We start from the raw sequence: 17,091 nt of genomic DNA on the forward strand, positions 1-17,091 counted from the left end.
CTTAGCGCCATTCCTTGAAGCGGTTGATCAGCGCATTGGTCGAGCTGTCATGGCTGCTGATTTTCTCGCTGCCCGCCAGCTCCGGCAGGATGCGGTTAGCCAGCTGTTTGCCCAGCTCCACGCCCCACTGATCGAAGGTGAAGATGTTCAGGATCGCGCCCTGGGTGAAGATCTTGTGCTCGTACAGCGCGATCAGGCTACCCAGGCTGAACGGGGTGATTTCACGCAGCAGGATCGAGTTGGTCGGCCGGTTGCCTTCAAACACCTTGAACGGCGCCACGTGCTTGACCTGCTCAGGGGTTTTGCCCTGCTCCGCGAACTCGGCTTCCACCACTTCCAGCGACTTGCCAAACGCCAGCGCTTCGGTCTGAGCGAAGAAGTTGGACAGCAGTTTGGCGTGATGATCGCCCAGCGGGTTATGGCTGATGGCCGGCGCGATGAAATCGCACGGCACCAGCTTGGTGCCCTGGTGGATCAACTGATAGAAAGCATGCTGGCCGTTGGTGCCCGGCTCACCCCAAATGATGGGGCCAGTCTGGTAATCCACCGGGTTGCCGTTGCGATCGACGTACTTGCCGTTGGATTCCATGTTGCCCTGCTGGAAGTAAGCGGCAAAACGGTGCATGTACTGATCGTACGGCAGAATGGCTTCGGTTTCGGCGCCGAAGAAGTTGTTGTACCAAATACCGATCAGCGCCAGCAGCACCGGCAGGTTTTTCTCCGCCGGCGTCTCGGCGAAGTGCTTGTCCATAGCGTGCGCGCCGCTCAGCAGCTGCTCAAAGTTGTCATAACCGATGGACAGCGCGATCGACAGGCCGATCGCCGACCACAGGGAGTAACGGCCACCGACCCAGTCCCAGAATTCGAACATGTTGTCGGTATCGATGCCGAACTCGGCTACCGCTTTGCCGTTGGTGGACAGCGCGGCGAAGTGCTTGGCCACGTGCTGTTGATCGGCGGCGCTGCTCAGGAACCAGTCACGCGCGCTGTGGGCGTTGGTCATGGTTTCCTGAGTGGTGAAGGTTTTGGAGGCCACCAGGAACAGCGTGGTTTCCGGATTCAGCGGCTGCAGCGTTTCGGCGATGTGGGTGCCGTCGACGTTGGAGACGAAGTGCATGTTCAGGTGGTTTTTATAAGGGCGCAGCGCTTCGGTCACCATGTAAGGGCCGAGATCCGAACCGCCGATGCCGATGTTCACCACGTCGGTGATCGGCTTGCCGGTGTAGCCTTTCCACTCGCCGCCGATGACGCGCGCGCAGAACTGTTTGATCTTGGCCAGCACCGCGTTCACTTCCGGCATCACGTCTTTGCCGTCGACCAGGATCGGGCTGTTGCTGCGGTTGCGCAGGGCAATGTGCAGCACCGCGCGATCTTCGGTGCGGTTGATCTTCTCACCGGCGAACATCGATTTGATGGCGCCTTGCAGATCGGTTTCTTTCGCCAACGCCTGCAGCTTCTCCAGGGTTTCCTGCGTGATGCGGTTCTTGGAATAGTCCACCAACATTTGATCGTTGAAGGTCGCGGAGAACCTGGAGAAACGATCGCTGTCCTCGGCGAACAGGTCGGCGATCCGTACGTCTTTCATCTGTGCATAATGTTGCTGCAGGGCTTGCCAAGCAGCGGTTTGACTAGGATTGATATTTTTCATAGCAACACTCTTAGGCTTGAGAATAAAAATGACGCGTTTGTCCGATTGTAGCCTGTTCGACTGTGATTATGATCGCTTTTCTTGCGATAGGCGCTAACTGTCAACGCATTGCCGCCTCGTTTCAGCTTTCACTCTATACTTTTGGCTAACGGCCTGTTATCGGAGTTGCCGAATTGTCATCAGGCTGTGTCATCGTCGTTTATTTCGTCATTTGAAAGGGATCTCGCTTATGGAATTATCCGCCCCACTCATGTTGGTGCTTATCGGCCTGGCGTCGCTGCTGGCGCAGTGGCTGGCCTGGCTGCTGCGCCTGCCGGCCATCTTGCCGCTGCTGCTGTTCGGCATCGTGCTCGGCCCGACGGTGCATCTGGTGCAGCCGGATCTGCTGTTCGGCGATCTGCTGTTTCCGCTGGTGTCGCTGTCGGTGGCGATCATCCTGTTCGAGGGGGCGCTGACGCTGCGTTTCGAGGAGATACGCGGCCTCGGCGGCGTGGTGCGCAACCTGGTCACCGTCGGCATGCTGGTCACCTTTCTGGTCATCAGCCTCGCTAGTTGGTGGCTGCTGGATTTCCCGCCGGAGCTGGCGGCGTTGATCGGCGCGGTGACGGTGGTGACCGGGCCGACGGTGATCGCCCCGCTGATGCGCGTGGTGCGGCCGAACGCCAACATTAACCAGGTGCTGCGCTGGGAAGGGATCGTCATCGATCCGGTCGGCGCCATCTTCACCCTGCTGGTGTTCGAGTTCATCGTGCTGAAGCAGAATGCGGAATCCTATACCCACCTGTTTTGGACGCTGGGCGTGACCGCCGCCGTCGGCCTGATCGCCGGCGCGCTGTTCGGTTACCTGCTCGGCCTGGCGCTGCGCCGCGTCTGGCTGCCGCGCTACCTGCAGAACCTGGCGGTGCTGGCTATTATGCTGACCGCCTTCGGCGTTTCCAACGCCATCGCCGACGAATCCGGTTTGCTGACCGTCACGGTGATGGGCATCTGGCTGGCCAATATGCGCGACGTGGACACCAGCGATATTCTGGCGTTCAAAGAGGAGCTGTCGGCGATCCTGATCTCGGCGCTGTTCATCATTCTGGCGGCGCGGCTCGACATCCAGGCGCTGTGGAACATGGGCTGGCCGCTGCTGCTGCTGCTGCTGGCGGTGCAGTTCATCGCCCGGCCGCTGTGCATCGCGGTGTCGACCTGGCGCTCTTCCCTGCACTGGCGCGATCGGCTGCTGCTGTGCTGGATCGCCCCGCGCGGCATCGTGGCCGCGGCGGTCAGCTCGCTGTTCGCGCTGACGCTGCAGCGCAGCGGCTATCAGGGCGCCGACCGGCTGGTGACCGTGGTGTTCGCCATCATCATCGGCACCGTGGTGTTGCAAAGCCTGACCAGCGGCATAATGGCGCGCTGGCTGCGGGTGCAGCAGCAGAAACCGCGCGGCGTGCTGATCGTCGGCGCCAACAGCGTGGCGCGCATGCTGGCGCAGGCGCTGATCAAGCTGAACGTGCCGGTGATCGTCACCGACAGCAGCTGGGAATACTACCGTCAGGCGCGCATGGACGGCATTCCGGCCTACTATGGCCACGCCTACTCCGAACACGCCGAGAACTACCTCGATCTGAGCAATATCGCCCAGGTGCTGGCGCTGTCGCCCAATCGCCACCAGAACGCGCTGGCGGTCTACCACTTCGGCCATCTCTTCGGCGAAGATCACGTGTTCGCCATCCGTTCGGGGGCGCCGTTGAAAGGGCGCGGCGCCAGCGCGGAAAGTTCGCGTTTCCGCCGGCATGAAATTTTATTTAATCAGGAAGCCACCTACGGCCGCCTGAGCAGCCTGCTCGCCAGGGGGGCCACCATCAAAGCGACCAAATTGAACGAAAATTTCGGTTGGCTGGAGTATTTGGAGAAACATCAGGGCGTTATTCCGCTATTCAGCCAAAAGGAAGACGGTTCTCTGCAACCGATTGGCGCCGGTTCCACGCCCGCGATGCCCTGTACGCTTATCGCGCTGGTGCAAGATGAAAATCCCTCACCGTCTGTACGTTGACAGAATGGCGATAACCGGCTATTCCTAACAGCCTACTTGCGCACCCGGTGCGCAAGCCAGAAGAGGCGCGTCGCCCAGGTAGAGTGTCAGAGGAGCCGTTTCTCCGTTGACGGCACCCGAGGGGGAGCGACGCCGAGGTAGGGTAATGGCCGGCCATTATCGTATCGACTACAGGGGCTGAATCCCCTGGGTTGTCACCAGGGGATCGCCCGCAGGGCGATCGACAAGGTGGGGCGCTTCTGGGTGTATCGTAGCCTGACCTCTACGCCTGCCCCCTGTTTACCGCTCTCCCCTTGTGCCAAGGCTATGGAATTACAGTGCCCCAAACGGGCATCCCTGACACGAGGTTTCTAGATGAACCAAGCAGCACCCCAGAATTCCACCGTGGTAGCCAAGTTCGGCGGCACCAGCGTCGCCGACTTTGAAGCCATGAACCGCAGTGCCGACGTCGTGCTGGCCAACCCGCAGGTCCGCCTGGTGGTGTTGTCCGCTTCGGCGGGCGTCACCAACCTGTTGGTCGCCCTGGCCGAGGGTTGCGAGGCCGACAAGCGCAATTACCAGCTTGATGAAATCCGGCGTATCCAATATGCCATCCTCGATCGCCTCGCGGCGCCGGCGGTGATCCGCGACGAAATAGACCGCCTGCTGGAAAACATCGCCATGCTGTCGGAAGCCGCGTCGCTGGCCACCTCGACGGCGTTGACCGACGAACTGGTCAGCCATGGGGAGCTGATGTCCACCCTGCTGTTCGTTGAAATCCTGCGCGCCCGCAACGTGCAGGCCGAATGGTTCGACGTGCGCAAAGTGATGCGCACCGACGATCACTTCGGCCGCGCCGTGCCGGACAGCGCCGCGCTCAGCGAACTGGCCCGGGCGCAGTTGCAGCCGCGCCTGCAGGAAGCGCTGGTGGTCACCCAAGGCTTTATCGGCAGCGAGCCGAAGGGCCGCACCACCACGCTCGGCCGCGGCGGCAGCGACTATACCGCCGCGCTGCTCGGCGAAGCGCTCGGCGTCGGCCGGGTGGATATCTGGACCGACGTGCCGGGCATCTACACCACCGATCCGCGCGTGGTGCCGGCGGCCAAGCGCATCGACAAAATCGGTTTCGAAGAGGCGGCGGAAATGGCCACCTTCGGCGCTAAAGTGCTGCATCCGGCCACCCTGTTGCCGGCGGTGCGCAGCGATATTCCGGTGTTCGTCGGCTCCAGCAAGGATCCGGCGGCCGGCGGCACGCTGGTGTGCAACACCACCGAGAACCCGCCGCTGTTCCGCGCGCTGGCGCTGCGCCGCAAGCAAACGCTGCTGACGCTGCACAGCCTGAACATGCTGCACGCGCGCGGTTTCTTGGCCGAGGTGTTCAACATCCTGGCGCGCCATAATGTCTCCGTCGATCTGATCACCACTTCGGAAGTCAGCATCGCGCTGACCATGGACACCACCGGCGCCACCTCCGTCGGCGGCAGCCTGCTGACCACCTCACTGCTGACCGAACTGTCGTCGCTGTGCCGGGTGGAAGTGGAAGAAAACCTGGCGCTGGTGGCGATCATCGGCAACCAGCTGTCGCGCGCCTGCGGCGTGGGCAAAGAGGTGTTCGGCGTGCTCGATCCGTTCAATATCCGCCTGATCTGCTACGGCGCCAGCAGCTATAACCTGTGCTTCCTGGTGCCGGGCGAAGAAGCCGAGCAGGTGGTGCGTACCCTGCATCACAACCTGTTCGAATAAGTCATTATCCCTGATTGCGGGCGCAGCATGCTGCGCCCCTGCGTCTAAAAAATCCGTTCAAAACCTGCAGGGGTTCAGCATGTTGAGCCCGCAATAAAAACACAACCACATCCACCGTTCTCAATCTGGCTAAGGAAAACCTGCATGCTGGCACTACTCACGCGCTTATTCCCCCTCTGGGCGATACTGCTGTCCGTCTCCGCTTATTACACGCCGACCACCTTTACCGGTATCGGCCCCTACGTCAGCCCGCTGCTGATGCTGATCATGTTCGCCATGGGCGTCACGCTGCGGCTCGACGACTTCAAACGCGTGCTGGCGCGTCCCGGCCCGGTGGCGGCAGGCATCTTCCTGCATTATCTGATCATGCCGCTGGCGGCCTGGATCCTGGCGATGCTGTTCCGCATGCCGCCGGATCTGTCCGCCGGCATGGTGCTGGTGGGCAGCGTGGCCAGCGGCACCGCCTCCAACGTGATGATCTATCTGGCCAAGGGTGACGTGGCGCTGTCGGTGACCATCTCGGCGGTCTCGACGCTGGTTGGGGTGTTCGCCACGCCGCTGCTGACCCGTCTGTACGTCGACGCCAAGATCAGCGTCGATATCATGGGCATGCTGCTCAGCATTCTGCAGATTGTGGTGATCCCGATCGGCCTGGGCCTGATCGTCCACCATACCCTGACCAAGGTGGTGAAACGCATCGAGCCACTGTTGCCGGCGTTGTCGATGGTGTGCATTCTGGCGATCATCAGCGCGGTGGTGGCGGGCAGCCAAAGCCATATCGCTTCGGTCGGCCTGGTCGTTATCATCGCGGTGATCCTGCACAACGGCATCGGTCTGCTGAGCGGCTACTGGGGCGGTAAACTGTTCGGTTTCGACGAGTCCACCTGCCGCACGCTGGCGATCGAAGTCGGTATGCAGAACTCCGGGTTGGCGGCCACGCTGGGCAAAATCTACTTCTCGCCGCTGGCCGCGCTGCCAGGCGCGCTGTTCTCGGTCTGGCACAACCTCTCCGGTTCGCTGCTGGCAGGTTATTGGTCCGGCCGCCCTATCAAGAAGAAATAAACCGCCTGTAGGGACGCAAACAATTGCGTCCCTTTTCTTTCCTGCGAAATTTCGTATTTCCCACTGGTCGGATTGTCATAATTCCCCTCATCCCCTATCATCCGTGAAAAATAAAAATTCAGATTCTTCCTATCAATGCCGATAATGTTGGCAAGAGGAAGAGACGCTCCACTTTTTTTAATTAATTAAGTCACCAGGGTTGCCCGCCATAAAAGAAGCAGCCTAATTATTATTTAGATATATACCCACCGTCTTATTTGCTGCGGCAAATCAAGATACCTCGCAATGTGCATGTCGCTCATTATTTCGGGCCGGCCGTCGGCCGCCCGTGGTTAACCTCATGGATTGGGCTGGCTGCCCCGGCGGCCTCTCAGAATGGATTACAATGATAAAAAAAATCACCGCCTTGACACTGCTGGTCAGCACGGCCCTTTCCGCCGAAACCCTGCCGGACTCCCACATGATGATGGACATGTCGATGGGGGAATCACGGCGCGCGTTGCAAGACAGCACGCGTGAAGTCAACCAGTTGATTGAGCAACGCCGCTACCAGCAGCTGAAGCAACAGCGCCTGCTGGCGGAACCGGAACCGGCCGCGCCCGCACTGCCGCAGTCCGCGCAGTGCCTGCCGATCGCCGGCGTTTATCTGCAAGGCATTACCCTGCTCTCACCGGGTGATTTATCTGCGCTGAGCGCGCTGCCGGAAAACTGCATCAGCAGCAACGATATCAATCGCTTGACCCGTGAATTAACGCGCCTTTATGTGCAAAAGGGCTATATCACCGCGCGCGTGCAAATTGTTCGCCCTAATTCACAAGGAGAATTGGGGTTAAGCGTGACGGAAGGATTTATCGAGAAAATAGAAGGCGGCGATCGCTGGGTCAACAGCCGTTTATTATTTCCGGGGCTGGAAGGCAAGCCGTTGAAATTAACCGAGCTCGATCAGGGATTGGATCAGGCCAATCGTTTGCAATCAAATACCACCAAGCTGGATATATTGCCCGGCCGCCAGGTTGGCGGTTCGGTTATTCGTTTGCGCAATCAGCATGCCAAGCCCTGGCTGATTACCGCCGGCACGGATAATTACGGCCAAAAAAGCACCGGCCGGTGGCTGGCGCGCGCCACTGCCACGTTGGACAGCCCGTTTGGCCTGTCGGACTTTGTCAGCCTGAACGCCAACAGCACGCTGGAAAACCCGGCTCACCGCTATAATCGCGCCTACACCCTGCTCTATTCGCTGCCGTACGGCGCGTTCACCTTCAGCGGGTTCGCCAGCTTCTCGTCCTATGAGAACCACCAGCAGCTGCCGCACAACGTGGTCAAACTGCACGGTCAGACCCAACAGTACGGGCTGCGCAGCGACTACGTGTTTTATCGCGACCACGATCAGATAGACAGCTTGAGCGGCCAGCTGACCTACAAACGCATCGACAACTACTTCGAAAGCGTGCGTCTTGAGGTCAGCAGCCCAACGCTGACCCTGGCCGAGCTGAGCGCCAGCCACCTGCAAATTCTGCCCCATGGCGTGTTCAGCGCCAACCTCAGCGTCGAGCAGGGCCTGCCCTGGCTGGGCGCCGATCGCCACCCGAGTTCGGTGCACCTCGACAGCCAGTTCACCAAGGGCAAGCTGTTCGCCAACCTGAGCCAGCGCCTCCAGCTGGGTGGCGCCACCTATCAGCTCAACAATCTGTTCTACGGCCAGTACAGCCGCGACCCGCTGCCCGGCGTGGAGTGGCTTAGCCTCACCGATCGCAGCGCCGTGCGCGGCTTTAGCCGCAGCACCCAGTCCGGCGACAACGGCTGGTATCTGCAAAATACGCTGTCCCGCAGTTTTAATCTGGGCGCCACCACGCTGACGCCGCGCCTTGGCGCCGACGTTGGCCGCATTCTGCCGCGTCAGGACAACTCGGGCTGGCGCAGCAGCGCCGGGGTGAGCAGCGGCGCCACGTTACGCTACCGGCAGGCGCTGGTCGATCTGGAGGTCAGCCGCGGCTGGATTTTGTCTAACCACGCCACGCCTGAAGATCCCGTTCAGGTGTTGGCCCGCTTTTCTTACACCTTTTAATCAACAGTTTTGCAGGACCCCACGGCAATATACGGAGATACATGGATGAAAAATAATAACTTCAGACTTTCGGCGGCAGGCAAACTGGCCGCCGCGCTGGCGATTATTCTCGCCGCTTCCGCCGGCGCCTACGCCGCAGAGATCGTTGCGGCCAACGGCGCCAACGGCCCCGGCGTCTCCACCGCCGCCACCGGCGCACAGGTGGTCGATATCGTCGCGCCGAACGGCAACGGGCTGTCGCACAACCAATATCAGGACTTCAACGTCAACCAGCCCGGCGCGGTGCTGAACAACTCCCGCGAGGCGGGGCTGTCGCAGCTGGCCGGCCAACTGGGCGCCAACCCCAATCTGGGCGGACGCGAAGCCAGCGTGATCCTCAACGAGGTGATCGGCCGCAATCCGTCGCTACTGCATGGCCAGCAAGAGATCTTCGGCATGGCGGCCGACTACGTGCTGGCCAACCCGAACGGCATCAGCTGTCAGGGCTGCGGGTTCATCAATACCAGCCATTCCTCACTGGTGGTCGGCAACCCGTTGGTGGAAAACGGCGTGCTGCAGGGTTACAGCACCTTCGGCAACCGCAACACGCTGAGCCTCAATGGCACCCTGAACGCCGGCGGCGTACTGGATCTGATCGCGCCGAAGATCGACAGCCGCGGCGAAGTGATCGTGCAAGATTTCAAACATTCGAATGGTAAAGTGACCTCGGCGACGATCAACGCCATCAGCGGCCTTAACCGGGTAGCGCGCGACGGCACGGTGCAGGCCAGCCAACAGACGCCGACCGCGCTGGACAGCTACTACCTCGGCAGCATGCAGGCCGGGCGCATCAACATCATCAACACCGCGCAGGGCAGCGGCGTGAAACTGGCCGGCTCGTTGAACGCCGGCGATGAACTCAAGGTGAAAGCCTATGATATCCGCAGCGAAAGCCGCGTCGACGACGCCAGCAGCAACAAAAACGGCGGTGATAACTATCAAAATTACCGTGGCGGCATCTACGTCAACGATCGCAGCAGCAGCCAGAAGCTGACCCGCACCGAGCTGAAAGGCAAGAACATCAGCCTGGTGGCGGATAATCATGCGCACCTCACCGCCACCGATATCCGCGGCGAAGACATTACGCTGCAGGGCGGTAAGCTGACGCTCGACGGCCAGCAGCTGAAGCAGACGCAAGGCCATACCGACGATCGCTGGTTCTACTCCTGGCAATACGACGTCACCCGCGAACGCGAGCAGCTGCAGCAGGCGGGCAGCACCGTCGCCGCCAACGGCAGCGCCAAACTCATCAGCACCCAGGAAGACGTGAAGCTGCTGGGCGCCAATGTCAGCGCCGAGCGTGCGCTGAGCGTCAAAGCGGCGCGCGACGTACACCTTGCCGGGCTGGTGGAGAAGGATAAATCCAGCGAGCGCGGCTACCAGCGCAATCACACCTCCAGCCTGCGCACCGGCAGATGGAGCAGCAGCGACGAAAGCGAAAGCCTGAAGGCCAGCGAACTGCGCAGCCAGGGCGAACTGACGTTGAAAGCCGGTCGCAATGTCTCGACTCAGGGCGCCAAGATCCATGCCCAGCGCGATCTGACGATCGATGCAGACAGCCAGATCCAGGTCGGGGTGCAGAAAACCGCCAACGCCAAAGCGGTACGCGATGACAAAACCTCCTGGGGCGGCATCGGCGGCGGCGACAACAAAAACAACAGCAATCGCCGCGAGATCAGCCACGCTTCCGAGCTGACCAGCGGCGGCACCCTGCGCCTGAACGGCCAGCAAGGCGTCACCATTACCGGCAGCAAGGCGCGCGGCCAGAAAGGCGGCGAAGTCACCGCCACCCACGGCGGCCTGCGCATCGACAACGCGCTGAGCACCACCGTGGACAAAATCGACGCGCGCACCGGCACCGCCTTCAACATCACCAGCAGTTCGCACAAGGCCGACAACAGCTACCAGAGCAGCACCGCCAGCGAGCTGAAGTCCGACACCAACCTGACGCTGGTCAGCCACAAGGATGCCGACGTGATCGGCAGCCAGGTCGCCAGCGGCGGTGAGCTGAGCGTCGAGTCGAAGACCGGCAACATCAACGTCAAGGCGGCCGAGCGGCAGCAGAACATCGACGAGCAAAAGACCGCGCTCACCGTTAACGGCTACGCCAAAGAAGCCGGTGACAAGCAGTACCGCGCCGGTTTGCGCATCGAGCACACCCGCGACAGCGAGAAAACCACCCGCACCGAGAATAGCGCCTCAAGCCTCAGCGGCGGCAGCGTGAAGCTCAAGGCGGAGAAGGACGTGACCTTCAGCGGTTCTCAATTGGTCGCCGACAAAGGCGACGCCAGCGTCAGCGGCAACAAGGTTTCGTTCCTGGCGGCCGACGACAAAACGGCCTCAAACACCGAGCAAACCAAGATCGGCGGCGGTTTCTATTACACCGGCGGCATCGACAAACTCGGCAGCGGCGTGGAAGCCGGCTACGAGAACAGCAAAACCCAGACGCAAAGCAGCAAGGCGATCACCTCCGGCAGCGACGTCAAAGGCAATCTGACGATCAACGCCCGCGACAAGCTGACCCAGCAAGGCGCGCAGCACAGCGTCGGCGGCGCCTATCAAGAAAACGCCGCCGGCGTCGATCACCTTGCCGCTGCCGACACCGCCAGCACCACCACCACCAAAACTGACGTCGGCGTGAACATCGGCGCCAACGTCGATTACAGCGCCGTGACCCGTCCGGTCGAGCGCGCGGTCGGCAAGGCAGCCAAGCTGGACGCTACCGGCGTTATCAACGACATCGGCGGCATCGGCGCGCCTAACGTCGGCCTGGATATCGGCGCACAGGGCGGCAGCAGCGAAAAACACAGCAGCAGCTCGCAGGCGGTGGTCAGCTCGGTGAAAGCCGGCAGCATCGACATCAATGCCAAAGGCGAAGTGCGCGATCAGGGCACGCAGTACCAGGCGAGCAAAGGCGCGGTCAACCTGACGGCGGACAGCCACCGCAGCGAAGCCGCGGCAAACCGTCAGGACGAGCAGAGCCGCGACACCCGCGGCAGCGCCGGCGTGCGCGTCTACACCACCACCGGCAGCGATCTGACCGTGGACGCCAAGGGCGAAGGCGGCACCCAGCGCAGCAACAGCAGCGCCAGCCAGGCGGTGGCCGGCTCGATCGACGCGGCCAACGGCATCAACGTCAACGTGAAAAAAGACGCGGTCTATCAGGGTACCGCGCTGAACGGCGGCAGCGGTAAAACCGCCGTCAACGCCGGCGGCGATATCCGCTTCGATCAGGCCAGCGACAAACAGAGCGAGAACCACAGCGGCTTTAACGTCAAAGCGTCCGCCAAAGGCGGCTTCACCGCCGACAGCAAAAACTTCGGCGCCGGTTTCGGCGGCGGCACCAACAACGGTGAAAGCAGCAGCAGCACCGCGCAAGTCGGCAACGTCAACGGCCAGGGTGTGGCGCTGAAGGCGGGCCGCGATCTGACGCTGCAGGGCACCAACGTCAAGAGCCAGGGCGACGTCAGCCTGAACGCGGGCAACAAGGTCGCGCTGCAGGCGGCGGAATCGACCCAAACGCGTAAGGAAAGCAAGCTGTCCGGCAATATCGATCTGGGCGCCGGCAGCAGCGACAGCAAGGAAAAAACCGGCGGCAGCCTCTCCGCCGGCGGCGCCTTCGACATCGCCAAGGTCAATGAGTCCACGACAGAACGCCAGGGCGTCACTATCGCCTCAGACGGCAAGGTCACCCTGTCCGCCAACGGCAAAGGCGATGACGCGCTGCATCTGCAGGGGGCCAAAGTCAGCGGCGGCAGCGCCGCGCTCGAAGCGAAAAACGGCGGCATCCTGCTGGAATCCGCCAAGAACGAGCAGCATAAGGACAACTGGAATCTGGGCATCAAAGCCAACGCCAGAGGCGGTCAAACCTTCAACAAGGACGCAGGCGGCAAGGTCGATCCGAACACCGGCAAAGACACCCACACGCTGGGCGCAGGTCTGAAAGTCGGCGTGGAGCAGCAGGATAAAACCACCCACGCCAATACCGGCATCACCGCGGGCGACGTGGCGCTCAACAGCGGCAAAGACACCCGCCTTGCCGGCGCGCGCGTCGACGCCGACAGCGTACAGGGCAAGGTGGGCGGCGATCTGCGCGTTGAAAGCCGCAAAGACGTCGAGACAGGCGTGAAGGTGGATGTGGATGCCGGTCTGAGCCACAGCAACGATCCGGGCAGTAGCATCACCTCCAAGCTGTCGAAGGTCGGCACGCCGCGCTACGCCGGTAAAGTGAAAGAGAAACTGGAAGCCGGGGTGAACAAAGTGGCCGACGCCACCACCGACAAGTACAACAGCGTGGCGCGTCGCCTCGATCCGCAGCAGGATACCACCGGTGCAGTCAGCTTCAGCAAGGCTGACGGCAAAGTCACGCTGCCGGAAACGCCGGCCGGCGAAAAACCGCAGGGCCCACTGTGGGATCGCGGCGCACGCACCGTCGGCGGCGCGGTGAAAGACAGCATCACCGGGCCGGCGGGTCGCCAGGGGCAGCTCAAGGTCAATGCCGACGTGGTGAACAACAATGCGGTCGGCGAGCAATCAGCGATTGCCGGTAAGCACGGCGTGGCGCTGCAGGTCGGCGGCCAAACCCAGCTGACCGGCGGCGAAATCCGCAGCCAGCAGGGCAAGGTGGAACTGGGCGGTAGCCAGGTCAGCCAGCAGGACGTCAGCGGCCAGCGCTATCAGGGCGGCGGCCGCGTCGATGCGGCCGCCACGGTAGGTGGACTGTTAGGCGGCGCGGCGAAGCAAAGCGTCAACGGCAACGTGCCGTTCGCCAGCGGCCATGCCTCAACTCAGCAGGCGGACGCCAAAGCCGGCGTGTTCAGCGGCAAATAACGCGCCTCCCCTACGCAACGCCCCCGGTTTTCCGGGGGCGTTTTTTTACAGCGTGCTCGGGGTGTCTTCCCAGTCGCGATCGTCGTCTTTCGCATCCTGATCCAACACGTTGTAGGCCACGGCGCAAAACAGCGAGTTCAGGCGCTTCATGTCCCCCAACAATCCCAAATGCAGCGAACTGGTCTCGATGCTCTGCACGTTTTGCTGATGCAAACGATCGACGTGCGCATGCGCATAGCGGCGATCCAGAATGCGGAAGCGGTGCTTGGAACGGCGCAGGCGTTTGGCGCTGGTGACGTCGCCGGACAGGAACACCGACAACCCCAGACGCAGGTTGCCGATCAGCCGTTCGTGCAACCCGTCCAGTTCCGCCAATCCTTCCGCCGAGAAGGCGCGGCGCGCGGCGTGCGATTTGGCGCCCACGTCGCCGGCCATGCGCTCGATGATGTCGCCCGCCTGTTCCAGGTTGAGCGCCATTTCGATGATTTCCGCCCAGCGGCGCGAATCTTCCTCGCCCAGATCTTCCTTCTGGATCTGTGCCAGATACAGCTTGATGGCGGTGTACAGCACGTCGACGTCATCGTCGAGTCGCCGCACCTCTTTATCCACGCCTTGCTTACCGTGCAGCACTTCGCGCTGCAGGATCATCATGTGTTCCACCACGTCGCCCATGCGCAGCGTTTCGCGCGCCGCGTTGGCCAGCGCCAGCGTCGGCGTATCCAGCGCACTGGCGTCCAGATGACGCGGCCGCATGCGCGGGTCGTCGGCCGCCACGTCGACGATCAGCCGCTCGCACAGCGTCGCCATCGGCCCGGCCAACGGGATCATCACCAGACAACGGATCAGGTTGTAGAACACGTGGAAATAGATCACCAGCTCTTCGCTGCCGCCCGGCAGTTGAGCCATCACATCCGCCAGATAGGAGACGAACGGCAAAACCAGGATGCAGCCCACCAATTTGAACAGCAGGCTGCCGAGCGCCACGCGCCGCCCGGCGGCGTTCTGGCCGCTGGCGTTGATCATCGCCAGCAGGCCGCTGCCGAGGTTGGCGCCGATCACCAGACAGAGCGCCACCTTCAGCGAAATCACGCCGGTGGCGGTCAGGGTGGCGGTCAGCAGCACCGCGGCCAGGCTGGAATAGCTGACGATGGCGAACAGCGCGCCGGTCAGGGCGTCCAGCATCACATCGCCAGTCAGCGACGAGAACAGCACTTTCACCCCTGCCGCCTGGGTGATCGGCGTGGCGGCGGCCACGATCAGTTCCAGCGCCAGCACGATCAGCCCCAGACCGATCAGAACGCGCCCGATCTGGCCGATCCGCATCTGTTTGCGGCTGAGGAACAGGAAGACGCCGACCAGGATCAGCAGCGGCGACAGCCAGGAAAGATCGAAGGTCAGCACGCGCGCCATCAGCGCGGTGCCGACGTCGGCGCCCAGCATGATCACCAGCGCAGGCGCCAGCCCCACCAGCCCCTGCGCGACGAAAGAGGTCACCAGCAGCGCGGTGGCGTTGCTGCTTTGCACCAGCGCGGTCACGCCGATGCCGGAAACGAACGCCAGCGGTTTTTTCTCAACGCTGTCGCTCAACACGCGCCGCAAATTGGCGCCGTAAACCCGCATGATCCCGGTGCGCACGATGTGGGTGCCCCACACCAACAGCGCCACGGACGAAAGCAGGTGAAGAAGGGTCAGCACGGAAGATACGCTCCATTAACGCCCGGCCAAAGGAGGCTGATACCCGATGCCTGTCACGCGACGCAGAGAGGCGAGCCAAAGGATGACGGGTACAGCGCGCGGTCCCGCCTGCCGGGCGTGGGTCTGGCAGGACAGCGGGCGGGCGGCAGACCGCAGAAGAGAAGGGTTAAGGCGGCGGTGGGAGAGCCCCGGCGCCACGCTGCGAAGTCATGCAACTTCCCGCAATACAACAGGTTCCAAGTGTAGCCCAATTTCCGCGCCGTCGGGCCGCAGATCGGCCACCGAACGGTTGAGCACGTCAACCAGCAACTCTACCTCGCGAACCTGAATCCGATAGCGTACCACATTCCCGAGCAAACTGTGGCCAAGGATCACCCCGCCGATCCCCTGTCCGGCCGGCAACAGCCCGATAGACTCTGGGCGGATCGCCACCTTGCCGGCATAGCTGCGCCCGGTCAGCCGGCCGGCCTGTTCGGCGCTCAGCAGGTTATAGTTGCCGATAAAACCGGCGGCGAAGGCGTCCGCCGGCTGGGTATACAGGGTTTCCGCATCACCGCTCTGCACGATCTGCCCCTTGTTCATCAGGACGATGCGATCCGACAGGGTCAGCGCCTCTTCCTGATCGTGGGTGACGAAGATCGCCGTCAGGTTCAGCTCGCGTTGAATGCGCCGGATCTGCTCGCGCAGATGTTTGCGGATGCGCGCGTCCAGCGCCGACAGCGGTTCGTCGAGCAGCAGCAGACGCGGGCGAGTGACCAGCGATCGCGCCAACGCCACGCGCTGACACTGGCCGCCCGACAGCTGATGCGGATAGCGCTTCGCCAGATCGCTCAGCTCCACCAGCGCCAGCGCCTCCTGCACCCGCTGGCCGATCTGCCCGGCCGCCAGCTTCTGCATTTTCAGGCCGAAGGCCACGTTGCCTTCCACCGTCATATTGGGAAACAGCGCATAGCTTTGAAACACCATGCCGATGCCGCGCTTTTGCGGCGCCAGCGGCACCAGATCCTGGCCCTGCAGCAAAATTTGCCCGCTGTCGACCGGGGTCAGGCCGGCCAGACAGCGCAACAGCGTCGACTTGCCGCAGCCGCTTGGCCCGAGCAGGGTGACGAACTCCCCCTCTTCGGCGGTGAAATCGATATCCTGAAACACCTGGGTTTGGCCATAGTGTTTGTTCAGGCGGGTGACGTTGAGATAAGCCATCGGGTTAGCCCTTGTTTTTATTCAGCAGGTTCGCCAGCCAGGTGACGAGCAGCACCACGGCGAAATAGGAGATGACCAGCGCGCTGGTGAAATGCCCGCTGCCGTTGCGCATGTTGAACAGATAGACCTGCAGCGTTTCATACTGGCTGCCCACCAGCAGGTTGGCGAACACGAACTCGCCGATCAGGAACGAAAACGACAGCAACACAGCGATCGTTCCGCCCTTGCGCAGGTTCGGCAGCACCACCCACAGCGCCGCCTGCCAGGTGCTGGCGCCGAGCAGGTGCGCAGCGTCCATCAGATCGCGCAGGTTGATCGCCTGCATGTTGTTGCTGATGGCGCGGTAGATAAACGGCAGCGCGATGGTGAAATAGCAGCCCACCAAAATCCAGGGGGTGCCGAGCAGCGGCAGCGGATCGGCGGCGAACAGCTGCATCAGCCCCACCGCCGACACCACCGGCGGCACGGCGAACGGCAGCAGGATCAGCACGTTCATCACCGCGTCAAGCCTAGGGAAGTAGTAAGCGATTACAAACATCGCCGGCAGGATCACCACCACCGACAGCAGCAACGTGCCAAAGCAGATCAGCAGCGAGTGCCACAGCGCCAGCAAAAAGCGCGGGTCGCTCCACAGCGCCGTCAGCCACTTCAGGGTAAAACCGTCCGGCAAAATGGTGGCGCCCCACTGGGTAGCCAGCGCGTAAATCAGCGTCGCCGCCAGCGGCAGCAGCAGGATCAACAGCAGCAGGCCGGTCACCGTGCGGTGGTACAAGCGTTCAACACGCGACATAA

The 17,091-nt window shown here is 62.1% G+C and carries 9 protein-coding genes and 1 riboswitch; of the genes, 5 read left to right on the forward strand and 4 right to left on the reverse strand.

From position 1 onward, the window contains the following. Nucleotide 1: 1 nt before the first annotated feature. Complete coding sequence (gene pgi / locus AC2CGI_RS18160) at nucleotides 2-1,648, reverse strand: glucose-6-phosphate isomerase (protein ID WP_015379240.1); 1,647 nt, start codon at nucleotides 1,646-1,648, stop codon at nucleotides 2-4. Between the two features lie 229 nt (nucleotides 1,649-1,877). Here pgi and AC2CGI_RS18165 point away from each other — a divergent pair, with 229 nt between their 5' ends. The 5 genes from AC2CGI_RS18165 to AC2CGI_RS18185 all read left to right on the forward strand — a co-directional run bounded on the left by AC2CGI_RS18165 (nucleotide 1,878) and on the right by AC2CGI_RS18185 (nucleotide 13,404). After that, nucleotides 1,878-3,686, forward strand: coding sequence for a cation:proton antiporter (locus tag AC2CGI_RS18165; RefSeq protein ID WP_015379241.1), 1,809 nt, complete (start codon nucleotides 1,878-1,880; stop codon nucleotides 3,684-3,686). A 52-nt stretch (nucleotides 3,687-3,738) separates the two neighbouring features. Then, nucleotides 3,739-3,933: riboswitch (Lysine riboswitch) on the forward strand. Between the two features lie 107 nt (nucleotides 3,934-4,040). Next, the gene (gene lysC, locus AC2CGI_RS18170) at nucleotides 4,041-5,408 is read left to right on the forward strand and encodes a lysine-sensitive aspartokinase 3 (RefSeq protein ID WP_004936686.1); all 1,368 of its coding nucleotides are present in this window, start codon (nucleotides 4,041-4,043) and stop codon (nucleotides 5,406-5,408) included. Nucleotides 5,409-5,552: 144 nt separating this feature from the next. After that, complete coding sequence (gene panS / locus AC2CGI_RS18175; protein WP_076741027.1) at nucleotides 5,553-6,470, forward strand: ketopantoate/pantoate/pantothenate transporter PanS; 918 nt, start codon at nucleotides 5,553-5,555, stop codon at nucleotides 6,468-6,470. 385 nt (nucleotides 6,471-6,855) lie between these two features. Beyond that, on the forward strand, nucleotides 6,856-8,535 hold the full coding sequence (locus tag AC2CGI_RS18180) for a ShlB/FhaC/HecB family hemolysin secretion/activation protein (protein WP_076741028.1): 1,680 nt from the start codon (nucleotides 6,856-6,858) through the stop codon (nucleotides 8,533-8,535). A gap of 45 nt (nucleotides 8,536-8,580) precedes the next feature. Beyond that, a complete protein-coding gene (locus AC2CGI_RS18185; RefSeq protein ID WP_076741029.1) occupies nucleotides 8,581-13,404 on the forward strand; it encodes a hemagglutinin repeat-containing protein in 4,824 nt (1,607 codons plus the stop codon). 45 nt (nucleotides 13,405-13,449) lie between these two features. Here the strand turns inward: AC2CGI_RS18185 and AC2CGI_RS18190 are convergent, their stop codons facing one another. The 3 genes from AC2CGI_RS18190 to AC2CGI_RS18200 all read right to left on the reverse strand — a co-directional run bounded on the left by AC2CGI_RS18190 (nucleotide 13,450) and on the right by AC2CGI_RS18200 (nucleotide 17,089). Further along, the gene (locus AC2CGI_RS18190) at nucleotides 13,450-15,099 is read right to left on the reverse strand and encodes a Na/Pi cotransporter family protein (protein ID WP_004936675.1); all 1,650 of its coding nucleotides are present in this window, start codon (nucleotides 15,097-15,099) and stop codon (nucleotides 13,450-13,452) included. Between the two features lie 207 nt (nucleotides 15,100-15,306). Further along, nucleotides 15,307-16,299: an ABC transporter ATP-binding protein gene (locus tag AC2CGI_RS18195; protein ID WP_015379245.1), complete on the reverse strand. Its 993-nt coding sequence runs from the start codon at nucleotides 16,297-16,299 to the stop codon at nucleotides 15,307-15,309. Nucleotides 16,300-16,303: 4 nt separating this feature from the next. Next, complete coding sequence (locus AC2CGI_RS18200; protein ID WP_049204306.1) at nucleotides 16,304-17,089, reverse strand: ABC transporter permease; 786 nt, start codon at nucleotides 17,087-17,089, stop codon at nucleotides 16,304-16,306. Nucleotides 17,090-17,091: the final 2 nt, after the last annotated feature.

It is taken from the genome of Serratia sp. LSHTC3 (assembly GCF_057197125.1).